The sequence below is a fragment of the Helicobacter sp. 'house sparrow 1' genome (assembly GCF_900199585.1).
Lineage (GTDB): Bacteria > Campylobacterota > Campylobacteria > Campylobacterales > Helicobacteraceae > Helicobacter_H.
This window is the reverse complement of the sequence record NZ_FZQY01000004.1, coordinates 1-21427: the sequence shown is the minus strand read 5'-3', so window position 1 is coordinate 21427 and position 21427 is coordinate 1. Positions and strand designations below refer to the sequence as shown.

At 32.5% G+C, this 21427-nt stretch carries 19 protein-coding genes; 4 read left to right on the top strand and 15 right to left on the bottom strand.

All coding sequences use genetic code 11. The features are described 5' to 3' along the window. Positions 1 to 46 precede the first annotated feature (46 nt). From trmA to C6H31_RS00450, 13 genes are all read right to left on the bottom strand, one after another. Positions 47 to 1150: a tRNA (uridine(54)-C5)-methyltransferase TrmA gene (trmA, locus tag C6H31_RS00510; RefSeq protein WP_104696861.1), complete on the bottom strand. Its 1104-nt coding sequence runs from the start codon at positions 1148 to 1150 to the stop codon at positions 47 to 49. Beyond that, positions 1147 to 2991, bottom strand: coding sequence for an arginine decarboxylase (speA, locus tag C6H31_RS00505; protein ID WP_104696860.1), 1845 nt, complete (start codon positions 2989 to 2991; stop codon positions 1147 to 1149). The genes trmA and speA overlap by 4 nt, the downstream gene beginning before the upstream one ends. Positions 2992 to 3089: 98 nt before the next feature. After that, positions 3090 to 4388, bottom strand: coding sequence for a hemolysin family protein (locus tag C6H31_RS00500; protein WP_104696859.1), 1299 nt, complete (start codon positions 4386 to 4388; stop codon positions 3090 to 3092). 82 nt (positions 4389 to 4470) lie between these two features. After that, entirely contained in the window at positions 4471 to 5985 is a 1515-nt protein-coding gene (locus C6H31_RS00495) for an inorganic phosphate transporter (protein WP_104697350.1), read from the bottom strand. 60 nt (positions 5986 to 6045) lie between these two features. Further along, on the bottom strand, positions 6046 to 7266 hold the full coding sequence (locus tag C6H31_RS00490; protein ID WP_104696858.1) for a hypothetical protein: 1221 nt from the start codon (positions 7264 to 7266) through the stop codon (positions 6046 to 6048). Then, positions 7263 to 7880 (bottom strand): uracil-DNA glycosylase family protein, encoded by a 618-nt coding sequence (locus tag C6H31_RS00485; RefSeq protein WP_104696857.1) that lies wholly within the window; start codon positions 7878 to 7880, stop codon positions 7263 to 7265. Before C6H31_RS00485 ends, C6H31_RS00490 begins: the two co-directional genes overlap by 4 nt. Positions 7881 to 7993: 113 nt before the next feature. Beyond that, the gene (gene murA / locus C6H31_RS00480) at positions 7994 to 9259 is read right to left on the bottom strand and encodes a UDP-N-acetylglucosamine 1-carboxyvinyltransferase (protein WP_104696856.1); all 1266 of its coding nucleotides are present in this window, start codon (positions 9257 to 9259) and stop codon (positions 7994 to 7996) included. Between the two features lie 11 nt (positions 9260 to 9270). Further along, entirely contained in the window at positions 9271 to 9660 is a 390-nt protein-coding gene (locus C6H31_RS00475; protein ID WP_104696855.1) for a hypothetical protein, read from the bottom strand. Then, positions 9653 to 10492, bottom strand: a complete 840-nt coding sequence (galU, locus tag C6H31_RS00470) for a UTP--glucose-1-phosphate uridylyltransferase GalU (protein ID WP_104696854.1) — start codon at positions 10490 to 10492, stop codon at positions 9653 to 9655. Before galU ends, C6H31_RS00475 begins: the two co-directional genes overlap by 8 nt. Beyond that, on the bottom strand, positions 10492 to 12132 hold the full coding sequence (locus C6H31_RS00465; protein WP_104696853.1) for a lytic transglycosylase domain-containing protein: 1641 nt from the start codon (positions 12130 to 12132) through the stop codon (positions 10492 to 10494). The genes galU and C6H31_RS00465 overlap by 1 nt, the downstream gene beginning before the upstream one ends. After that, complete coding sequence (locus C6H31_RS00460; RefSeq protein ID WP_104696852.1) at positions 12133 to 12393, bottom strand: YggT family protein; 261 nt, start codon at positions 12391 to 12393, stop codon at positions 12133 to 12135. It lies immediately after the preceding gene. Positions 12394 to 12400: 7 nt separating this feature from the next. Beyond that, complete coding sequence (gene gltX / locus C6H31_RS00455; RefSeq protein ID WP_104696851.1) at positions 12401 to 13729, bottom strand: glutamate--tRNA ligase; 1329 nt, start codon at positions 13727 to 13729, stop codon at positions 12401 to 12403. A 55-nt stretch (positions 13730 to 13784) separates the two neighbouring features. Continuing rightward, positions 13785 to 14333: a flagellar FLiS export co-chaperone gene (locus tag C6H31_RS00450; RefSeq protein ID WP_158654725.1), complete on the bottom strand. Its 549-nt coding sequence runs from the start codon at positions 14331 to 14333 to the stop codon at positions 13785 to 13787. Positions 14334 to 14450: 117 nt separating this feature from the next. On the opposite strand from C6H31_RS00450, the gene C6H31_RS00445 reads away from it, so the two are divergent. Beyond that, positions 14451 to 15767, top strand: coding sequence for a M99 family carboxypeptidase catalytic domain-containing protein (locus C6H31_RS00445; RefSeq protein ID WP_233709914.1), 1317 nt, complete (start codon positions 14451 to 14453; stop codon positions 15765 to 15767). Here the strand turns inward: C6H31_RS00445 and C6H31_RS00440 are convergent. Continuing rightward, complete coding sequence (locus C6H31_RS00440) at positions 15750 to 16121, bottom strand: hypothetical protein (protein WP_104696849.1); 372 nt, start codon at positions 16119 to 16121, stop codon at positions 15750 to 15752. The genes C6H31_RS00445 and C6H31_RS00440 overlap by 18 nt on opposite strands. Then, positions 16118 to 16777, bottom strand: a complete 660-nt coding sequence (locus C6H31_RS00435) for a hypothetical protein (protein WP_104696848.1) — start codon at positions 16775 to 16777, stop codon at positions 16118 to 16120. Before C6H31_RS00435 ends, C6H31_RS00440 begins: the two co-directional genes overlap by 4 nt. Positions 16778 to 16888: 111 nt before the next feature. Here C6H31_RS00435 and ribD point away from each other — a divergent pair, with 111 nt between their 5' ends. From ribD to C6H31_RS00420, 3 genes are read left to right on the top strand one after another with little or no spacing between them, the layout of a single operon-like run. Next, positions 16889 to 17905 carry a bifunctional diaminohydroxyphosphoribosylaminopyrimidine deaminase/5-amino-6-(5-phosphoribosylamino)uracil reductase RibD gene (ribD, locus tag C6H31_RS00430; protein WP_104696847.1) on the top strand — a complete coding sequence of 339 codons (1017 nt, stop codon included), beginning with the start codon at positions 16889 to 16891 and terminating at the stop codon, positions 17903 to 17905. Beyond that, entirely contained in the window at positions 17887 to 18657 is a 771-nt protein-coding gene (locus C6H31_RS00425) for a tRNA1(Val) (adenine(37)-N6)-methyltransferase (RefSeq protein ID WP_104696846.1), read from the top strand. Before ribD ends, C6H31_RS00425 begins: the two co-directional genes overlap by 19 nt. Further along, complete coding sequence (locus C6H31_RS00420; protein WP_104696845.1) at positions 18623 to 21022, top strand: heavy metal translocating P-type ATPase; 2400 nt, start codon at positions 18623 to 18625, stop codon at positions 21020 to 21022. Before C6H31_RS00425 ends, C6H31_RS00420 begins: the two co-directional genes overlap by 35 nt. Positions 21023 to 21427 lie beyond the last annotated feature (405 nt).

Sequence of the window (21427 nt, the reverse complement as noted above, 5' to 3'; positions counted from 1 at the left end):
AGCAAGAGTTATAGAGAGTTAATTAATTTTTAAAATATTAGGTTTTTTAAGAGTTTTTTTGGAAAATAAAAATTGATTCTAAATGGTGGGTATGCGGGAATTGATCAAAAATGGCACTTTTAGTAATTTTATGTGTTTTTAGTAAGTGAGTAGAATCTTCTTTAAGAGTTAGGGGATTGCAAGAAATATAAATGATGTATTCAAAATTTGCCATAAATTTTAAAATCTTAATATCTGCAATGCCACTTCTTGGAGGATCTACAAGAATGTGTGAAAAGTTAAAAGTAGAAAGATTGATATCTTTTAGGCGAAAAAATTTACGAGAAAAGCTTAGGGCTTCTATAGTTTCAATACCACTTAATCTTGCATAATAGAGATTTTTTATTTGATTGTTTTGTGCATTTTGTTGCAAAATAGGGATTGCTGATTTTACAACTTCTGTTGCAAAAACCTTAGTGAAGTATTGTGCAAGTGCAATGGTAAAGTTCCCGCTACCACAATACATTTCCAATAAATCTTTTCGATGATGTGATTGGATATTATCAATAATAAAATTGATCATTTTTTCATTGATAAAGGGGTTGGGTTGAGAGAAACTACCTTCTTTGTAAAAGTATCTTAAAATTTTATTTTTAGTTTTTATATGGCTTTCTATAAGGTTTGTTCCTAATATGATTTCTTGATTTTTACTACGACCAATAATAGAGGCATTAAGATGCTTGGCAAGTAACAAAGCCTCTTCCTGCCATAATAAATCAAGCTTTTTGTGATAAATAAGTGTAATGATTGCGTGTTGATTGGTGCTTCCTAATACATTGATTGCATAAAGCTTGTGTTTTAAGATTTCTTGATTTAGCAGATTTGGTAGTTGGTATAGGATATGCTGTAGGTGTTCCAAAAGATTTGGACAATTTTGTATAGCAACGCGCTCATTTTTTCCAAGAGTATTCATTGATAAAAATATCTTTTCACCATCTCTATGGATTCTAAATTCTGCTCTTGCTCTAAAACCGCGTATTTTAGATTCAAAAACCTTATTGGGTGAAAAGCAAAAAATGTCCTTAAAGACTTTGGTTTTTTGCTCTAATGCTATGGGATAATCTTCTTTGGTTTGACAACCACCACAAATATCAAAGTGTGGGCAGATCACTCTTTATCACCATTAATAATTGTCCTAAGATAACCATTCTCACTTAGCATAATATAAAGTTGTCCTAGTATTTCTTTTCTTCTCTCATCATCTAAAAGTATAGAATCTTCAATTTTTTGTTTCAATATCCTTTCAATCTCTTTAGTATCATAATCAAGATCATCTAGAACATCTAAAATAGTTTGGGCTTCTAAAAGCCTTTCAATTTTGTAGTGTTTATCATCTAAGATGACACTAAATTCTGTAGGATGTGTAAAGAGATTATGTCTCATTCCAAGAACTTCTTGATAGGCTCCAACTAGAAAAAATCCTAAAAAGTATTCTTCTTGGGTAACATCTACATCATGCAAAAATAAGGGTTTTGTAGAGTTAAATGCAATCTCACCATCACTATCACATGTAATATCCCAAAGACTAGCAGATCGGGTAGGTTTTTTATCCAGTCTATCTAGAGGCATTACAGGAAAGTTCTGTCCCAACCCCCAATAATCTGGCAAGCTTTGAAAGAAAGAACAATTTAATAAGTAGCGCTCTTGTACCTGTTCTTGAATACGGATAATGTCATTGTGGTTTTTATGTTTTAAAAGCTTAATAACTTTTTTGATGATAAGATGAACCAAAACTTCTGTATTACTTCTATCTTGCAAATCAATATAACCTAGATCAAAGAGTGTAAGCAAAGATTCCATGTGATCTAGACTATCGTGGAGATATTCAATTGCATTTTTTTCTGTAATACTCTGATAAAGGTCAAACATTTCCGCAATTAATGGAGGGTTTTTTTCTTTGAGCTTGAGTGCCTTATCATCATATTCTTGTGAGAAAAGTTCCAATACGGGTGCGATTAAAACAGCGTGGTTTGCCGAAATAAAGCGACCAGATTCTATAAAAATATCAGGTTCTTTTTCTTTTTTGTTTTTTGCAATTTCTTTAAGTGAGAAAACAACATCACCACTAAATTCATTTAGGGTATAGTTTCTGTTATTATTTCCTTGATGTTGAGTGTATTCTACAGCAAGTCCCCCTCCTATATTAACAGCAGTGAGATTTTTTGCCCCCATTTTCCTTAATTCAGCATAAATATTACCCACCTCTCTAATTGCCTTTTTTAGAGGGGAAATATCACTAATTTGAGAACCGATATGAAAATGAATCATTGTAAATTTATGCAAGAGATTTGATTTTTCTAACAAAGAGATGGCTTCTAAAAGTTCTGTACTTGTGAGGCCAAATTTAGAATTAATTCCTCCGCTTTTTGCCCAAATCCCGGTTCCTGTAGAGTGCAGTCGGATTCTAAGCCCTATATTTGGATAGGGCTCTCCCATTTCTTTTGCTACTTGTATAATAGTTTCAAGCTCATTTAATCCTTCAATTGTTAGGGTGATGGAATGACCAATATTTGCTGCAATAAAACCCAGTTTTATCATTTCTTTATCTTTAAAACCATTAACTGTAATTGGAGCATTTTTATTTGTATATGCCATTGCGATAATAAGCTCAGATTTACTTCCAGCTTCAAGGCCATAGCTTCTATGAGTAGAAAGTTGCATCAAAGGAAGAACAAAATGTGGCATTTGATTTACTTTTAGAGGAAAGACAGCGTGAAATTGACCCTTGTACTTATAGATATCCATTGAGTGTGCAAAGGAATCAAAAAGCTTATCCACTTGCTTTTTGATGAGATGAGGAAAGCGAATTAATAAAGGACCCCTAAAGCCTTTTTCGCGGACATCCTTTACAATATTAATCAAAGCAGGTTTCCCTGCATCATTAACCTTTATTACACCATCTTCAATAATAAAGTCATCACCTGACCAAAATTTTATCCCATAATCTACCATAAAAATCCTCTTTAAATAGTCCTGTAATTATAACACTTTGATATTTGAATATTTGGACTAAAAAGTCCTGCTACATTTATAGATTTGACCTTTAGAATTTATTCATCTTCAGGGGCATCTTGATTTTTACTTAGTTTTAGTTTTTTGATTCTTGCACCATCAACTTCTAGAATTTCAAACTGACAGTTTGTATTTGAGATGGTATCCCCAACAACAGGGAGTCTACCCAATAGAGAAAAAACATAGCCACCAAGAGTAACTTGATCAAAGGTTTCATCAAATTTAATCTCACAAATCTCTTCAATACTTTCAAGATCAGTCATACCATCAAAAATAAATGTATTATCATCTACTTTGTGAAATCCTTGAGATTTTTCATCATGCTCATCAGAGATATCTCCCATAATCTCCTCTACAATATCCTCCATTGTAAGCAGTCCTGCTGTTCCACCATATTCATCTACCACAAGCGCGGTGTGCTTTTGTTCTTTGTTCATCTTAATAAGGATTTGAGCAATTGATGCGCTCTCAGGAACAATAATCATATCTCTAAGAATTTGTTTTAAATCAGTCTCTTCTCTTGTGAAAGTATTGCGCAAGAGATCACGAATATGTATCATTCCTAAAATATTATCCTTACTTCCCTCATAGTAGGGATATCTTGTGTGTTTTGTTTCCATAATAATTTCTATATTCTCTTCATATGTTTTGTCCGCGCTTAAACAAATCATATCTTTTCTTGGTGTCATAATCTCTTTAGCAATTGTGTCAGAAAAATCAACAGCATTTTTGATGATTTCACCCTCAATAGAATCTATTAATCCGCCCTTTAGACTCTCTCCTACAATGATTTTTAATTCTTCTTCAGAATGGACACTTTCGTGCTCTTTTGCAGGCTCAATCCGAATCTTTTTTAAAAAGAATGCAGCCAAATTATCAAAAAACCAAATAATGGGGTAAAAAATAATCCAAAATAGATGCAAGAAGCTTGCAACAACCAAGGTGCATTTTTCTGCTTTAGCAATTGCAATAGATTTTGGAACAATTTCCCCCAAAACAACATGTAATAATGTAATAAAAGTAAAGGCAATAACAAAGCTTAAAGTATGCAACAAAATACTATCATCAGTGAAAAAGCTTGAAAATAAAGTGTTTAAGATCTTTGCAATGGCTGGCTCTCCAACCCAACCCAACCCAAGAGAAGAGAGTGTAATACCAAGTTGAGTAGCACTAAGATAGGTATCAAGATTGTTTGTAATTTTAAGGGCAAGAGCCGCATTTTTGGTATTTGTTTTTGCCAACTCTTCAAGTCTTGTTTTTCTAACCTTAACAATAGCAAATTCAGAGAGAACAAAGAAAGCGTTTAAAAAAACTAATACTAGAACCGTAATTAACATCAAAACCGACTGGTAGGGGTCCAAAAAGTAATCTCCTTAAAATTTTAAATTAACTAAGATGCCTTTATTTTAGCATAGTTTGCTAAAAAGCAAATGGGACAATTTTTAAAATCCAATATACAAAGGCAGAAAATAAAGATGATATAGGAACTGTAATTAGCCAAGAAGCAATTATCTTTTGCATAGCACTTCTTTTTACTAATTCTTGTTTGTAGGTTTTTTTAAGTTCTTTTTTTTCATTTTTTGCTAATAAAATCTCTTTGTGTTTATTTTTTTTAAGACTTTCTAGCATCAAACCTTTGCGTTTTACACTTGCTTTATGGAATCTCTCTAAGAATACATCAAGCTCAGTTTTTTTTGTGTGTGCTTGGTGTATTGTATCTATTGCTCTTGCATAGCGTCTCTTTAAAAATTCTCTTAAAAAACCAACACCAAAGATTGCGCCTATTGCCACATGAGTAGAGCTTACAGGGAGACCAAGAGCAGAGGCAATTAAAACTGTTATTGCAGCTGACATTGCAACGCAAAAGGCTCGGATTTTGTTTAACTCTGTTATTTCTGTTCCAACTGTCTTAATTAACCTAGGCCCATAAAGTGCGAGTCCTAAGGATATTCCACATCCTCCAATTATCATAATCCAAAGAGGAATGGTTGCTTTTGTATTGATACTATTTAAATCCCCAAGCATTTGATTGATTGCAGCTAATGGTCCAATTGCATTGGCAACATCATTTGCACCGTGGGCAAAACTTAAAAATGCAGCAGCAAAAATGAGTGGGATTGCAAAGAGTGAATTCACCGCTTCTTTTGTATTTTCTAATTTTTGAGTCTGCTTTAAGAGTATATTTCTAACTATCAAGAAGATGCAAAAACCAATACAAAAGCTTAGGGTTAGGGATTGAAAAATATTGAGCTTGATAATATTTTTTAGTCCCTTGTTGATAAGATAAAGACTAAAGGCAAATCCCATAATTGAGATTAAAAAAGGAACAGTTTTTTTAGCAGCAGTTTTTTTATCTTGCTTGTAAGTAATTGTCTTTTTAATAATCCACAAGAAAAGTGCAGCAATCACTCCGCCTAGTAGTGGAGAAACTACCCAACTTAGAGCAATGCTTCCTAAAACACTCCATTTTGCAACTCCCAAGCCTCCTGCAGCAATCCCTGAACCCAAAATACCACCAACAATGGAATGTGTGGTAGATACAGGAGCTCCAATAATGGTTGCAAGATGTAGCCAAATTGCCCCTGATATTAGTGCTGAAAGCATTACCATTACAAAGATTTTGGCATCTTCAAATGCCAAAGGATTGATAATGCCTGATTTAACAGTATTAACAACATCAGACCCCGCAAAAATAGCTCCCGCAGCCTCACAAATTGCTGCAATGATAATAGCACTTACCATATTAAGAGATTTTGAACCAACTGCAGGACCCATATTATTGGCAACATCATTTGCACCAATATTCATTGCCATGTATGCACCTACAACACAGGCAAAAATAATAAGGATAGGATATTCTCCTGTATTGCCAAAGAGCATACCAAGATAAGCGACTAAGAACAAAAATCCTAAAACAAATGCAACTTTTTGCATTTCTCTTTGAACTTTAATTCTTTTTTTAAGTTTTGATTTCAAAATAATATCCTTTAGTTTTTATTTAACTTCTATAAAAGAATTTTTATAGGTTTTATAAATCTTATTTGTATATTCCACTTGAGATTCTTCAATGCTCTCAGAAAAAAACTTACTAATCTTCTCACCTCTATTTAAAAGAAACATTTCTATGCCTATGCCAATAGAATAGCTCACCCAATCATATTGAAAATCGCTTCCTAGCAATAATCCATATTCAATAAGATAGGGATCTGTTTTCCCAATCGCATTAATGATAAAAAAATTCTTTCTATCTTTTGGTTTTAGGAGCATTAATAAAGATGGATTGTAATTTATTTGTGTGGAAAGAAATTTTGTAGGTTTTTCTTCTAAGAAACCGATTTGAGGGAGAATAAGTCCTGTTCTAATCACAGGGATATTTAATAAAATTGCACGATTTTTGATATAGTTTTTGTGTCGTGCAATCTCTTCCATAAAGCGTGCAGCTTTTTCATTTGTAATTACATCTCTAAAAACTACATTAAAACCTTTTTGATCAGAGAGGGTTTGTAGCCAAGATCCAATACTGCTAGAATCATCATATTCTACGACTTCATCTTGTCCTGCAAGTTCATAGAGCATTTGGATTTGTTTTTGATAGTCAATGCCTCCAAAAAATATTTTTTGAGAAGCTTTAAATTCTCCAATTTGAAGTCTATTGACTGTAGGTATATATGTAGGGATAGTAATTGTGGTATCTTCTAAAAGATTTAAAACACCATCTTTTGTGAGCAATGCGATTGTACAATCAAATTTTTTTTGCTTAATTTCCTCATAAGTTTGGTGTAAATTTTGAGCTTCTTCATTCCTGCTATCAAAAACTTCAAAAGAAAAAGAAGCATTTCTACTTGTAAGATAAGCCAAAATGGTATTGATGCCTGTAGCAGAGTAACGCCCAATAATTTCTCTAGGTATTAAAAGCGCAATTTTTATTTTTTTAACATCTTGAATATTTTCAAAAAAGTCCTCTTTCATAAATAAGTCCAAGCTTGTTAGGGTTTCTGTAAGTTTTGCTCTTAAATCCTGATTTCTTATTGTTGGGTTAAATTTTGCAACAAAAGAGAAGAGTTTCTTATCTTCATATAAAGCATTCAAACATTTTTCATCACATTCTTGTATATTGATATCTAAAACTTCTTGACGAGGTAATGGAAGGGGGGAAATAACAAAGCTTTTAGAATAAACACAAACAGAAAATAAAAATACTAACAAAAGTCTCATAAAAGTTCTTTAACCATTAGTAGGTGTGTCATTGTTTCTTTTTTTAGGGAGGGATTTTTTGATAAAGTTTTGAGCGAATGGGTGAAGATAATTTGCTGATTGTTCCATTTTATAAACCTACCAAATAAATAATCTTCCTTAAAACCAAATATTTTTAATGCCGGAAGATCTAAAAAGCATAATATCAAGGCATCAGGCCTTGCTTTTAACTGGTCAAATAAATACTTTTTACAAACTTCAACATCGTTATTATACTCAAATATATTTCCACATTTTAATAAAGAAAGAATGCTACATTCTTGGATTCTAAGATAAAGAACCTTTTGAATAATATCTTGTAACATTTTTGCACTACGAGTTTGTAGAAACAATCCCTTTTCATCAGTGAGTGGTGTTTGTGTTACAAATATAATTTTGCTTTTGGGATTTAAAACACCAATGGTGGGTTTTGATATCTTGCTTCTATCGCAGAGATTGCAGTTTTGAATGCTATCTTGAGAAGAATCTTGAGAGGGGAGGGTTTTGGGTTGCTTTGCATCAATGTAAATTTGCCCAAAAGACTGTAGCATATAAAGGTCTTGCAGTCTATATAAATCTTCTAATCTTTGTTGCATTGGGTACTAGCCCTTGAGAATTTGTTCGAATAGGACTGCCATAAAATATTTTTTAGTTGATACAAGAAAAACTCCATTTTAAGTTCTATTAGTATGGTTTTGTGTTGATTTTATTATTCTTTTAATCTTTCAATAAAAACCCCAATTTTACTTAGCTTTTCTTGAATATTTTCATAGCCACGATCAAGGTGATAGATTCTATGGATTTGTGTGTAGCCCTGTGATACAAGAGCTGCTAGAATTAAAGCAGATGAAGCCCTCAAATCTGTAGCCATTACATCAGCACCTCTTAATTCCTTGCCTCCAGTAATTTGTGCAATCTTTCCTTTTAAAGAAATGTGGGCACCCAGTCTTTGTAATTCACTTACATGCATAAAGCGATTTTCAAATAGGCGTTCTTCTATAATACTCATTCCCTCGCATTGTGTAGCCAATGCCATAAACTGTGCTTGCATATCTGTAGGAAAGCCAGGATATTCTGTTGTGATAATTTCAAATGCATTTAGCTTTTTTGCAGGCAATATTTCTAATGCATCATTTTCTAGATTAATTGTAAAACCAATATCTTGGAATTTATCAATAAGACTTTGAAGATGTTCAGGGATAATATTTTGAATGCGCAGTTTAGTGTTCATTATTGCACCAATACACATATAGGTTCCAGCTTCAATACGATCGGGTATAATGCTTAGACTATTGTTTTTTAAGGCCTCTCCTCCATTGCCATCAATGACTAAAATATCTGTTCCAATCCCTTCAATTTTAATTCCAGATTGTTGGAGCAGTTGGCATAATTGAACGACTTCAGGCTCTTTAGCAGCATTTACAATTGTTGTTTTACCTTTTGCAAGTGCAGCAGCCATTAAAACATTTTCTGTTCCTGTTACAGTAATCTTATCAAAAGTAATGTGTGCGCCTTGTAATCCCTGTGGAGCTCTAGCTACGATATACCCATTTTCTATGAGTATTTCCGCTCCCATTTTTTCCATTGCCTTAATATGCAAATCTACGGGTCTTGCTCCTATGGCACAACCACCTGGCAGGCTTACTTCACATTTTCTAAATCTTGCCAATAGTGGTCCTAGGACTAGAATAGAAGCACGCATCTTTCTTACAATATCATAGGTTGCTTTTGTATGCACCAATCTTCTTGCACTCACTTTTATATGATGATTGTTACTCCATTGAATTTCACAACCAAGATATTCAAGTAATCTGACAAGTGTTTTTACATCAACAACATCAGGAAGGTTTTTAATTTCTAAAAAATCTTCATAGAGTAATGAGGCTGCTAGAATTGGTAAAGCAGAATTCTTTGCTCCTCCTATAGACACACTACCATTAATTTTTTGTTGCCCCAATATTCTTAAAAAATCCATTTATCTTCTTCCTAATTTTTCTTATTTTTCAATATAAGAGCCACGGTATTTGCAATTTCCTTCCGTTTTGTAGGATTCTCATTTTCTAGCTCTTCTTTAAGTTGTATAATCATATCCAAACTTGCCAAATCAGTAGCAATAAGATCATTTACGCATTGTATCCACTCTTGAAAGCTATTTTCAGGAATTTTTTTAAAATGCTCTAAAAATTTATTATAAACAATCTCTAGCTCCTTGCTATTTCTAGCAAGTTTAACCTTATTGTGAATTAAAGCCAGTGTTATTTGATCTCTTGCTTTAAGGCTATTGTTCCAAGCAATAATAGAAAGGATTAAAAGACAAAAAACTCCAATGAAAAATGCAAGAAGTAGACAACAGACATAAAAATGAATGTTATACAATCACACTCCCTGATTTCATCTTTTTATAAAGAGCATTTGTGGCTTCTACAAAACCATCAATACTACCACAATCATAGCGTTTCCCCCGGAATTTATAGGCTAATACTTTTTTAGATTTTGCCTGTTGCATTAAGGCATCTGTGATTTGTATTTCTCCTTTTTTTCCAGGATTGGTAATGCGTAGAATATCAAAGATATCAGGGGTTAGAATATAACGACCAATTACAGCAAGATTGCTTGGCGCTTCTTCTTGCTTTGGCTTTTCTACCATATAATTTACTTGAAATATTCCCTCATCTATCTCATCTCCCGCAATGACTCCATATTTATTTACTTCACTCATCATCACTTCTTCAATTGCAACAATACTGCATTGATATTTTTTGTAGAGATTTACCATTTGAGCCAATACACTATCACTTGTTTCTGTAACGCACAAATCATCAGCTAGTATCACTGCAAAGGGCTCATTTCCTATGAGCGTTTGACCTGTAAGTATTGCATGCCCTAAACCAAGCATTTCATTTTGTCTTGTGTAAGAAAAAGTGCAATTTTGCATCAATGTTTTTACTTCTTTAAGAAGATCTTCTTTATCTGTACCTTGAATTTGATGCTCTAATTCATAACTTATATCAAAATGATCCTCAATGCTTCTTTTCCCTCTTCCAGTAACAATTGCCATTGTATGGCATCCAGCACTCAATGCCTCTTCAACCCCATATTGAATGAGCGGTTTATCAACAACAGGAAGCATCTCTTTTGGCATTGCTTTTGTAGCGGGTAAAAATCTAGTTCCATATCCTGCTGCTGGAAATAAACATTTAGTAATCATTACTTTCCCTTTTTGTAAATTAAAGTTTCTTGAAGAAGGGATTCTAAATCAATCTCTTGATTTAGCATTTGCATATAGATGAGATAGTTTGCCAATACCTTCATTCCATAAAATCTAGATTCTTCATAAGGCAAGAGCTCTAAAGAAATCCAAGGTTCATATTTTCTATCTTGTAAAAAAAGCCTCTGTTTTTCAAGTGTGCGACGCAAGAAACCAGGACCTCCATTATAGGCATATGCCACAAACAATGGATGCTTAAATTCCTTTTTGAGTTGATCAAGGAAAAAGCTTCCAAACTGCAGTGCTGTCTTTGGGTCAAACATATCAAAATAGCTAATATTTTTTAATCCCATATCTCTGGCAAATGGCATAACATTAAATGGCATAATTTGCATCATCCCTAGTGCATAAGAAGTGGATACAAGTGCGGGCAAAAGATGACTTTCTTGTCTAGCAACTGCATAGGTGATAGCTTTTTGTTCATTATCTCTCCACATTTTTGGATCATCATAGGCAAAAATAAAATAATTATACTGATAGCGGTGCTTGCGACTTAGGAAAAAGAGATAATGGGGTAGAGTATCTTGATATAAAAAATCTTTAGTTTTATTTTCATACTCCTCTCCATCGAGTTTTAAAACCTCAGATCGAGCTATTTGCCAAGTGAAAGGATTATTGATTTCAAAATTCTTTTTATCTTTTGGAAGATTAAATTCTGAAACTATCTTATAGTTTGGAGTTGTCTTGAGTTTTTGATTTGCATAGATAGAAAAAATATCTACAAAAGTGCTTGTTTGCAATTCTTGGAGATATTTTTCATCTTCAGAGACTAGATATTGCCAAAATAAAGCACGATCTCTCATAAAAGGATCATAAGCGCTATTTTGAGATTTACTAAAGTAACTTAAAGCCCTTGTTGTATTTTGGAGCATAAGTTCATTGATGCCTAGAAGAAAAAAAGTATTGGTATCAGAACTAGTTACTTCGATTTTGCCTAATGCTTTTTTTATGGAATCAAATTTTGCATCAAGAATAATTGTTGTCATCACACGATTTAATGCAGGATTATTTTCATTTAAAAGACGTGCTAAATTTTTGGGGTTGATGCTCTTTTCTAAAAGAGATAATTTTTGAACATAAGTTAAGCCAGTAAATATGGCTGCAAAATTCTTTGCTGATGCTTGCATTAATGATTTTGTAACATCATCACTTCTTAGGATTTTGATTTGCTCATAAAGATCAATTGCTTGAGCTTGACCTTGTAGTTTTTGGAGTAAAAGATCAGCATCCTCTTGCTTTAGCGTTAAAACATTGCTTAGTTTTAGCCCATAGACAATGCAATCAATATCCTCATTTTTTAATTGATCAAAGTCAAGTTTTTTGCAGAAAATATCACGAGGCATTTCGTGAATAACACCCTTTTTTTCCATAACAGATTCGATACGAGAGGTTTTCTTAAAAACCAAATCATAAGCCTGTTTTGCTTCATCAATGCTTGTGCTATTCTTGTCAATAAAATACCAAATATAAAAGTCTCTAGCTATCCCCGCAGGTTGTTTTTTAATAAAATCCAAATTAACATCTTTACTAAAACCGCAAAGACTTAATGAAAGTAATAATAATATCTTTCTAAAATACACTTAAAACACTCCTAATAACATCCTATCTATAATGCTTAAAACTAAAACAACCACCAAAGGAGCAAAATCCATACCCTGATATTGTAGGGTTATCTTAGATCTTAAAAATTCAAATACTGGATTTGTTACTTGAATAAGAAACCTTGGAATTGGATGAGAATAATCCACTCTAAACCAAGTCATTAAACTTGCAATAATTACAATCCAAATATAAATATTAATAAGGTAGTGTAAAATAAGAATTAACTCATTGACTAACATTCTTTTATTATCCTTCTTTTATTTTTAAAACTTCTTTTAAATGCAGTCTAAGATAATTAAATAAAGTTTCAAGATCTAATCCGTGAGATTCTCCTGTCAAAAGAATTCTCAAGGGCTTGAAAAAATCTTTACCCTTAAGCTGACTTTTTTGCATTGCTTGGGTTTTAAATGTAGAATAGTCCATTTTTGAGCAATCTTGTGTATCTGAAATTTCTTTTAAAGTTTCAAAAAGAACCTTGCATTGAGGATAAAAGCTTTGATCTTCATATATTTTATGAATATCTTTTGGCATAAAGATAAGATTTATTTTTTCTCTAATCTCATTTAAGGTGCTTGCTTCTTCTAAAAATAGCTTAGCCAAAGCACCCACACTTAAATCCTGTGTTTCGAGCAAGAGAGCAAACTCAGATTCGTTTAATCTTTTTAAATGTTCGCGATTTAAAAATCTAAGTCTTTTGAGATCAAATTTAACAGGGGATTTTGCAATATGAGAGATGTCAAACCATCCAATTACTTCATTTAGATTAAAGACTTCTGTGGGGGTTTTGTTTCCCATACCAATAAGATAGTTAGTGATTGCTTGAGGTAAAAATCCTTGTTCTAAAAGATAATTTACCGAAGAACTTGCATCCCTCTTGCTCATTTTTTTACCATCTTCGCCCAAAATTATTGGCAAATGAGCATATTGTATTTCTTTTTCATAATGAAGATATTTTTGAATTAACATTTGTTTTGGAGTATTGCTTACATGATCCTCGCCCCTAACAATAAAGGAGATATCATAAAGCATATCATCGATTGCACACGCAAAGTTATAAGTGGGAATGCCATCCTCTCTTAAGATAACAAAGCTATCTAGTTCGTGATGATCAAACTCTATTTTTCCTTTGATTTTGTCTTCAAAAAATAAAGAAGAACTGCTTCCTTTTAGTCTTATTACAGGTTTTGGGTTTGTGTCTTTGTGTAACTCTGCCCAAGAATCTTGATACCTAAAGGGCTGTTTGCTAGCAATAGCTTCTTGTTTTTTTTGCTCTAAGAATTCTTTTGTACAATAGCAATAAAATGCCAATCCTTGATCAATTAGCATTTGTGCAAATCTTTGGTGTTTAGAAAAATTATGACTTTGATAAACAACTTGATCCCAAAGCAGGGAAAAAAGATTAAGAGTAGATAGGATTTCTTTATCTTTACCATCTATGTTACGAGAAAAATCCGTATCTTCAATGCGGATTAAAAACTTTTCACCCTTCTGCTTAGCAAGAATGAAATTAAAAATAGCTGCGCGCAAATTTCCAATATGCATATCCCCAGTAGGAGATGGAGCAAAACGTAACATAAATCCCTTAATCCTTGTAAAAATTTTTAGGATTCTACCAAAACATCATTTCAACTCAAAACATTTTTAGAAAATCTTTTGCTTTAAAATCTTGTGAAAAATCCTGATGATAAGCATTGTCCTCTTTTTTACTGTTGGAAATATTTTGGCTAATTAGAGCAAGTTTTTGTTTAATTTCTTCTCTTTTATCTTCAAGATATTGGATAAGGCTATCAAAATCTTTTTGGAGCGCAAAGTTAAGAGGAGATGCAACTTCAAGCTCAATTTCACAATCTCCCATCGTTGTAGCCATAGTTACATCAAAAAGGCCTTTTCCCATAAAGCTACATTTTTGAATTAATTGCTCAATATTAAAGGTTGTGCAATTGAGTTGAACTGCATCCTCTAGCAATTCTGTATCTATTTTTCTTGCCTCAGCAATAATTTTTCTAATTGTTATATCCAATACTTGAAGGGCCCCTATAAACTCATTGGCACTTTTAATATCCTCTCCAAACTTTAATATTTTATTTTTAGAATGTGTTGCTCCAATGCTCTCAAAATCTGTTCCTTCAATATCTTTCAAATGTTTTTTTAAAGTGTTTAATATTTCTTTATTCAACATAGCTAAGCCTTTTATTTTTACTTTATCAATCACACTTGCAAGCACTTTTTATTCCATTTAGTTTTGATATAATACGGGCCCAGTGTGTTTTTAAAGTATTCTTAGTAAGGATAGAATGTGAGATTTTTTGTGTTAATTTTTATTTTTTTAAGCGCTGTTTTTGCACAAAAAATACCTGTTCTTGATTTTGAAGTTGTTAAAAAAGAAGGCGATGCTACTGCTCCAACCCTATTGCTCATAGGTGGTATTCAAGGCGATGAGCCAGGGGGATTTAATGCCACTAATGTTTTTTCAAAATACTATAAGATTTTGAGTGGAAATGTTTGGGTGGTGCCTGTATTAAATAGACATTCTATGCTTTTAAATCATCGTGGTGTTTATGATGATATGAATAGAAAGTTTGCAACCTTATCTCAAAAAGATCCAGAATATCAACTTATCCAAGATATTAAAACTTTAATTGTAAATCCCCAAGTTGATGTAGTTTTGCATCTGCATGATGGCAGTGGTTTTTATCGTCCTACATATATCAATGCAAATATGAATCCAAATAGATGGGGGTCTTGTAGCATCATAGATCAGGCATTTTTGCCTAATTCTAAATTTCCAAACTTAGATGAGATTGTTACACACACAATTCTTCATATTAATCAATATCTTTTAAAACCAGAACACAAATATTATAAAAGAGATACACAGACTGCAAAGGGTGATATTGAGATGGAAAAGGCTCTTACATTTTTTGCAGTTAGAAACAATAAATCAGCTTTTGCAAATGAAGCCTCTAAGAATCTTACTGTGGAGCAAAGAGTCTATTATCATTTATTGGCTATTGAGGGAATTATGCAACAGATTGGAATTAAATATGAAAGACAATTTGTGTTAAATCCACAAACAATTTATCGTCTCATTAATGACACAAAATTGGAAGTTAAGATTGAAGAGATTATTGGACTACCCCTATTTGGCCTAAGAAGTGAGTTAAACTTTTTTCCTTTGCCAAAAAAAGATATCCATCATATAAAAGTTGAGAGCAATTCACATATAGTTGGACTTTCTCTAAGAGCTAATCAGGTTTTTTTGAAATATGGCAATAAACTTATGACAAAGCTAAATCCACAATATACTACTTTTGATCATTCTTTGAAGATGGTAAAGATAAAAGTAGATGGCATTAAAAAAGAAGTTGCAATAGGAAGTATCATAGATGTGAAAAAATCCTTTGAGATTTTAGAACATGAGGGATATCGTGCCAATGTAATTGGATTTGTAGCACCTAATGCAAATACATCTAAGCCTAATGAAGTTGGTATAGAAATTACATTGCAAAAATGTCAGAATAAATTTTCAATTGATAAAAACGGAAAGATTTTTAGGGCAGAATTTTATAAAGATAAGGATTTTAGTGGGATGCTCTTATTTAGATTCCAATGATTGATTGAAAAAATTTTGGTGGATAATTCCTTGTTTCATAAAACTTTTGTCTAAAGTTTCTTTGACAAGATTCTTGTGACATTGCATACAAGAATCAATGATCACACCGTGAGCTTTTTTAAGCTCTTTGCTCTGGAGTTTTTCTGCATTATGACAAGCAAAGCAGTCTTCACCACAAGTATCTCCCATGTTAATTGAACTCATTTTTTCTTTTGTATGACAGGTTTTGCAATCAAGCATTGGAGAATGTCGCTCATCTTTTTTGTAATCTAGATTATAATGACAGCTTGCGCAATCCCCAGTACAAGCATATAAGCTAACAAATAGAATAATGAAGCTAAGAATATATTTCATATGTTAAAGTCATAGAAAGAAAAGCTAAGAATAAAACCTACATGATTAATATTAGGGTTGCCATAAGTTTGTGCATCTTTTGGTTTTAGAATATAAAAAGGAGCACCACTTCTAAGTTCCAAATCAATACCAAAACCTTTTGCAATAGTGATATGTGTTCCCAAAGACACAACAGCTGTGTGCATATTATATTGGTTACTGTCATTATTAAATGAGAGATGTTGAAGCTGATAGCCTATTCCAATGTAGGGGATTAACCAACCATTGAGTAAAAAAAGTGATCCTTTGGCTCCAACAGATAAAGAGTAAGTCTGTCCTACAACTCCATCCAGATATCCACTTGCCATAAACATCTTATTTTTTCCACCAATCCAACCCCTTTCTAGGCCAAAATAAACACCATTGAAATTTCCTTTATAATCAAAGCTTGTGGTATTGTTTTTTGTGATAGTGCCTCCATTTTGGTATTGATAGCTATAACCTATTCTAAAGACACCATAAGAGTTGCCTGATACTTCTGGAGGCACTAGATTGTCTTTCCAAGATTTTTTAGGTTCTACTTCTTCTTTTTTGGTTGTTTCTTGCACATCTTCTTGAGTTAGATTTTGAGAAAAGACAAACATACAACTCAAAAAGAAAATGAAGCATTTTTTCATCTTGTTGCCTATTTGTGAGATATTTAGTGGTGATTATTTTAGCATAGCAAAATATGATTTCTATAGAAAAATAAAATAAAAAACATTATAATTTTGCCAAAAGGGTTACAGATGGAATTAAGCGATAACTTACTAATGTCACTGTGTATAAATAAGGCTTGGGAATTCCAAACTCTCACGCTTCCAAATCCATCAGTTGGTGCTATGGTTGTAGATCAATTTGGTAAGATTTTATCTCTTCAGGCACATCAAAAAAGTGGTAATGCACACGCAGAATTATTAGCCCTCAAAGAGGCCTATGTCACATTGACTGCAGATGCTAAAATACTGCAACTAGAAGAGCCTAGATTGGTTTATGATTTTTTGCTTCAAAATCATCAAGGAGTATTTTCAAATTGTGCGATTTATGTCACGCTTGAGCCCTGTAGCTTAGAGGGGAAAACACCATCTTGTGCCAGTCTTTTAAAAGAGTTAAAACCCAAAGAAGTGATTATTGGTGCTATGGAAACTACTTGTAATCAAGGCGGAGCAAAAGTGTTGATACAAGAGGGAATTGCTGTCAAAACGCATATCCAAGAGCAAGAATGCAAGAAACTACTTTTACCATTCCAAATCTATGTGAAAAATAAGAAATTCAATCTTTTTAAGATCGCACAAAGATTAAATGGTGATTATAAAAGTGGAAAAATATCTTCTCAAGAGGCAAGAATTTTTACACATAATCAAAGAAGTGTCAGCAGTAGTATTTATATTAGTGGTAATACTTTAGTTCATGATAACCCCCTTTTAGATTCTCGTTTTGCCAATAAACCTTATGAAAATACACATCTTCCAAGGGTTAATATTTTAACAAGGCGAAGCAATATACCTAAAACGCTAGAGGTTTTTAAGATACATCAAGAAGTTAATATTTTTAATCAAATCCCTATCTTGGGTGAGGGCTTTAATATAGTTGAGGGGGGATGGGAACTTTTTAAGAGCTTGAAAGATCAAATAGATATGTTGCTTTTGCATCTATCACCTACATTGTCACAGGATACATTTACAACTGGCTTTGCCTATAAAGGAGAGATTTTGCATTCAAGAAAACTTGGGGAAGATTTGCTTTTATGGATAAAAAACTTTTAAGAATCTATCAGCTTTCAGATGGGTATTGTTATAACAGCGATAGTCTTTTTTTATTTGATTTTGCAAAGTTATATCTAAAATCTCATTGGGAGATTTTAGATATAGGTTGCGGGAGTGGGATTATAGGCCTATTGTGCGCTAGGGATTTTAGGCTTAAAGCAACACTTGTGGAAAAGGATTTGTATAGTGCTTTTTTGGCACATAAAAATGCTTTGCTTAATGGTTTAGATGCGCAAGTATTTTGCAGTGATATCTTTGAAATTGATTTTGATAAAAAATTTAATGTCATCTTGTCAAACCCTCCTTTTTATCGACAGGAAATTATAGATTCTGTAAATGAAAGGATAAGGGTTGCAAGAAATGCAAGGTACATGCCATTTGATCTTTTGTGTAAAAAGGTAAAAAGAAATCTGCATCCAAATGGGCATTTTATCTTTTGTTATGATGCAAAAGAGGTGCATCATATTTTTCACACACTTAAAGACAATGGGTTGTATGCAAGAACCTGTCGCTTTGTTTATCCTAGGGTGGATAAAGAGGCTACATTAATTCTTATAGAGGCGAAAATAAATTCAAAATCAAGCCTTAAGATCCTACCTCCTTTAATTACCCATAATAGTATGGAACAAAAAGACAATACCCCAGAAGTTCAAAGAATCTACAAGGATTGCAATACATATAGCATTAAGGTTTGCTCTCAGGATATTAAGGAAGAAGATGCGCGCTTGTTCTCATTGTCAAAATCTCTATAAAGAGGAAATGCTTAAAAAAGTTATTCATAATGATAATGAACTCTTTTTTTGTTGCAATGGTTGCGAGGGAGTGTATTTTTTGTTGCACCAAAATAACCTTAATAGCTTTTATGATAAATTGTCTCATCAGAGCTTAACACCCCCTAAGATACAAATTGATGAGACTTTAAATTTTTTTGATACTCCTAGCTTCTCTCAAAGATATATTTATAAAGATTCTCAAGGATTTGATCGTTTTGCTTTGGTGTTGGAGGGAATTCATTGTACGGCCTGTGTGTGGCTAATTGAAAAGATGTTAGAAAAACAAGAGGGAATCTTTGAGGTTTCTCTCAATTACACCAATAACAAGATACAAGTGAGCTTTAATAAAGATAAAATTAAACCTAGTGAGATTGTGAGAATTATAAGAAAGTTAGGCTATGATGCAAATGTCTATGATCCAAATCTCTCCGAGCAACGCTTTCAAGATCAGAATAAAAAGTACTATATTGCAATGATTGTGGCAATTTTTTGCACAATGAATATAATGTGGATCGCAGTTGCGCAATATGCGGGTTATTTTTCTGATATTTCTCAAACTATGAAAAATGTCTTAAATTTTGCTTCATTTTTGCTTGCTACACCTGTGTTGTTATGGACAGGGAGATTCTTTTATCTTAATGCCTTTAATCAATTAAAAAATAAAATTATAGGTATGGACCTTTTAGTAAGTGTTGGGGCTGTGCTAACTTATTGCTACTCTATTTATGTGAGTATCACTCAAAGTGGTGAAACATATTTTGAAGCAGTAAGTATGATTATTACTTTTGTCTTTATTGGAAAGTTTTTAGAAGTTAAGGTAAAAAAAGATGCAGGAAATAATCTTGATAAACTTACTTTTATTTTACCTACTCAAGTCAATGTGATAAAAAACAAAAAAAGAATAGCGCTTTCACCTCAAGAAGTTCAGGTTGATGATGTTATAGAGGTTTTACCTAATGAGGTGATTCCTATTGATGGTATTTTGCTCTCAGATGAGGCATTATTGGATATGCAAAATATTAGTGGAGAATCTCTTCCTGTTTTAAAGAATAGAGGAGATGAGATCTTATCTGGAAGTATTAATACACAAAAGATTTTAAGGTATAGGGCTCAAAAATGTTTTAGTGATTCTTTACTCTTTAGGCTTGTGGATATTTTGGAGCACTCTTTATCTCAAAAGCCACAAATACAAAATCTTGCCAATAAGCTTTCAAGGTATTTTTCTAATGTTGTTTTGCTTATTGCAGTTTGTGGATTTTTGGTTTGGTATTTTTTATTGCATAGTTCGTTTGAACAAGCATTAATGATTGGAATTTCAGTTATTGTTATCTCTTGTCCCTGTGCTTTGGCATTGGCAACCCCTATAGCTTCGGTTGTAGGAATTACAGAATCTTATAAACAAAAAATAATTTTAAAGGAGGTAAAATTTTTAGAAACAATTGCAAAAGCCACACATCTTTTTTTTGATAAAACAGGAACTTTGACTTTGGGTAGGCCACAAGTAAAGCATTTTTTAAAGATTCAAGATTTTGATACAAAGCTTTTAGTGGCTTTACTCTCCTATACAAAACATCCAATTGCTGAGGGAATTAAAGAGTATTTTTCACAAGAAGATATTCCAGTATTAGATCAGGTTCAAGAAATATTGGGAAGAGGGATTATAGGATTTAGCGATGGTAGAGAGTTAATTGGAGGAAGTTTATTATTTTTAAAAGAAAAGGGAGTTGAAATTGGAGATTTTGATTTAAAGAACTTTACTAATTTTGGGTTTGCTCTTGATAAGAAATTATGTGCAATTTTTTTATTAGAGGATTCTCTAAAAGAAGATGCTAAACCCATTATTGAAAGTATCCGCCATCAATTCCCAAATATTGCCTTGCTAAGTGGAGACAATGAAAGAAGTGTTGCATCTATTGCAAAAAGTTTAGGAATTGATAAATATTATTCTAACCTTCTACCTATGCAAAAGGCAGATTTTGTTCAAAAGTATCAAGATCAAGGGATTATAACCATTATGGTAGGGGATGGAATCAATGATTCTTTGGCTCTAAGTAAAAGTAGTATAGGTATAGCCTTTAATACCCAAAATAGTATTGCATCCCTTGCTTCAGATGTCATAATCTTGGATCAGAGCCTGACTTCTTTAAATAAGATTTTTAGAATTTCACATAAAACCTATAGAATAATTAAGCAAAATATCGTGCTTAGTATTATTTATAATATCCTGATGATACCTCTTGCACTCTGTGGTTTTATTATTCCTTTGTTTGCGGCTTTAAGTATGAGTTTTAGTTCGCTTTTGGTAATTGGTAATAGTTTTAGAATAAAAAAATGGAACAAATAATTTTAAAGATAGTAATATTTTTTCCCTCTCCTACCACCACTTAACAGGAGTTCATTATGAATATGCCAAAACTTTCAAAAAAGCATATTTTGTTGTATAGTTTGTTGTGTAACTTGCTAAAGATTTGTTTTAAAAAAATCTTTAAAAAATAAAAAAAGAAAAAAATTAAGTGGTGGCAAGAGAAAGAAAGATTTCTCTTTATTTTAAAGAACATTGATGCATTGCATCTTTTAGTTTTTTCCCTCCTTGATTGATTGTTTGAGTTTAATTATTTCTACCCTAACTCTTATTTTTAGAGTTAGGGTTTAAAACTTATTCCACTACAATCACATTAGCATTTGAATTTAATTCTTTTAATATGCCTTGCATTTGATCTTTTTGTTTTAATGCATCCTGCTCACTGTT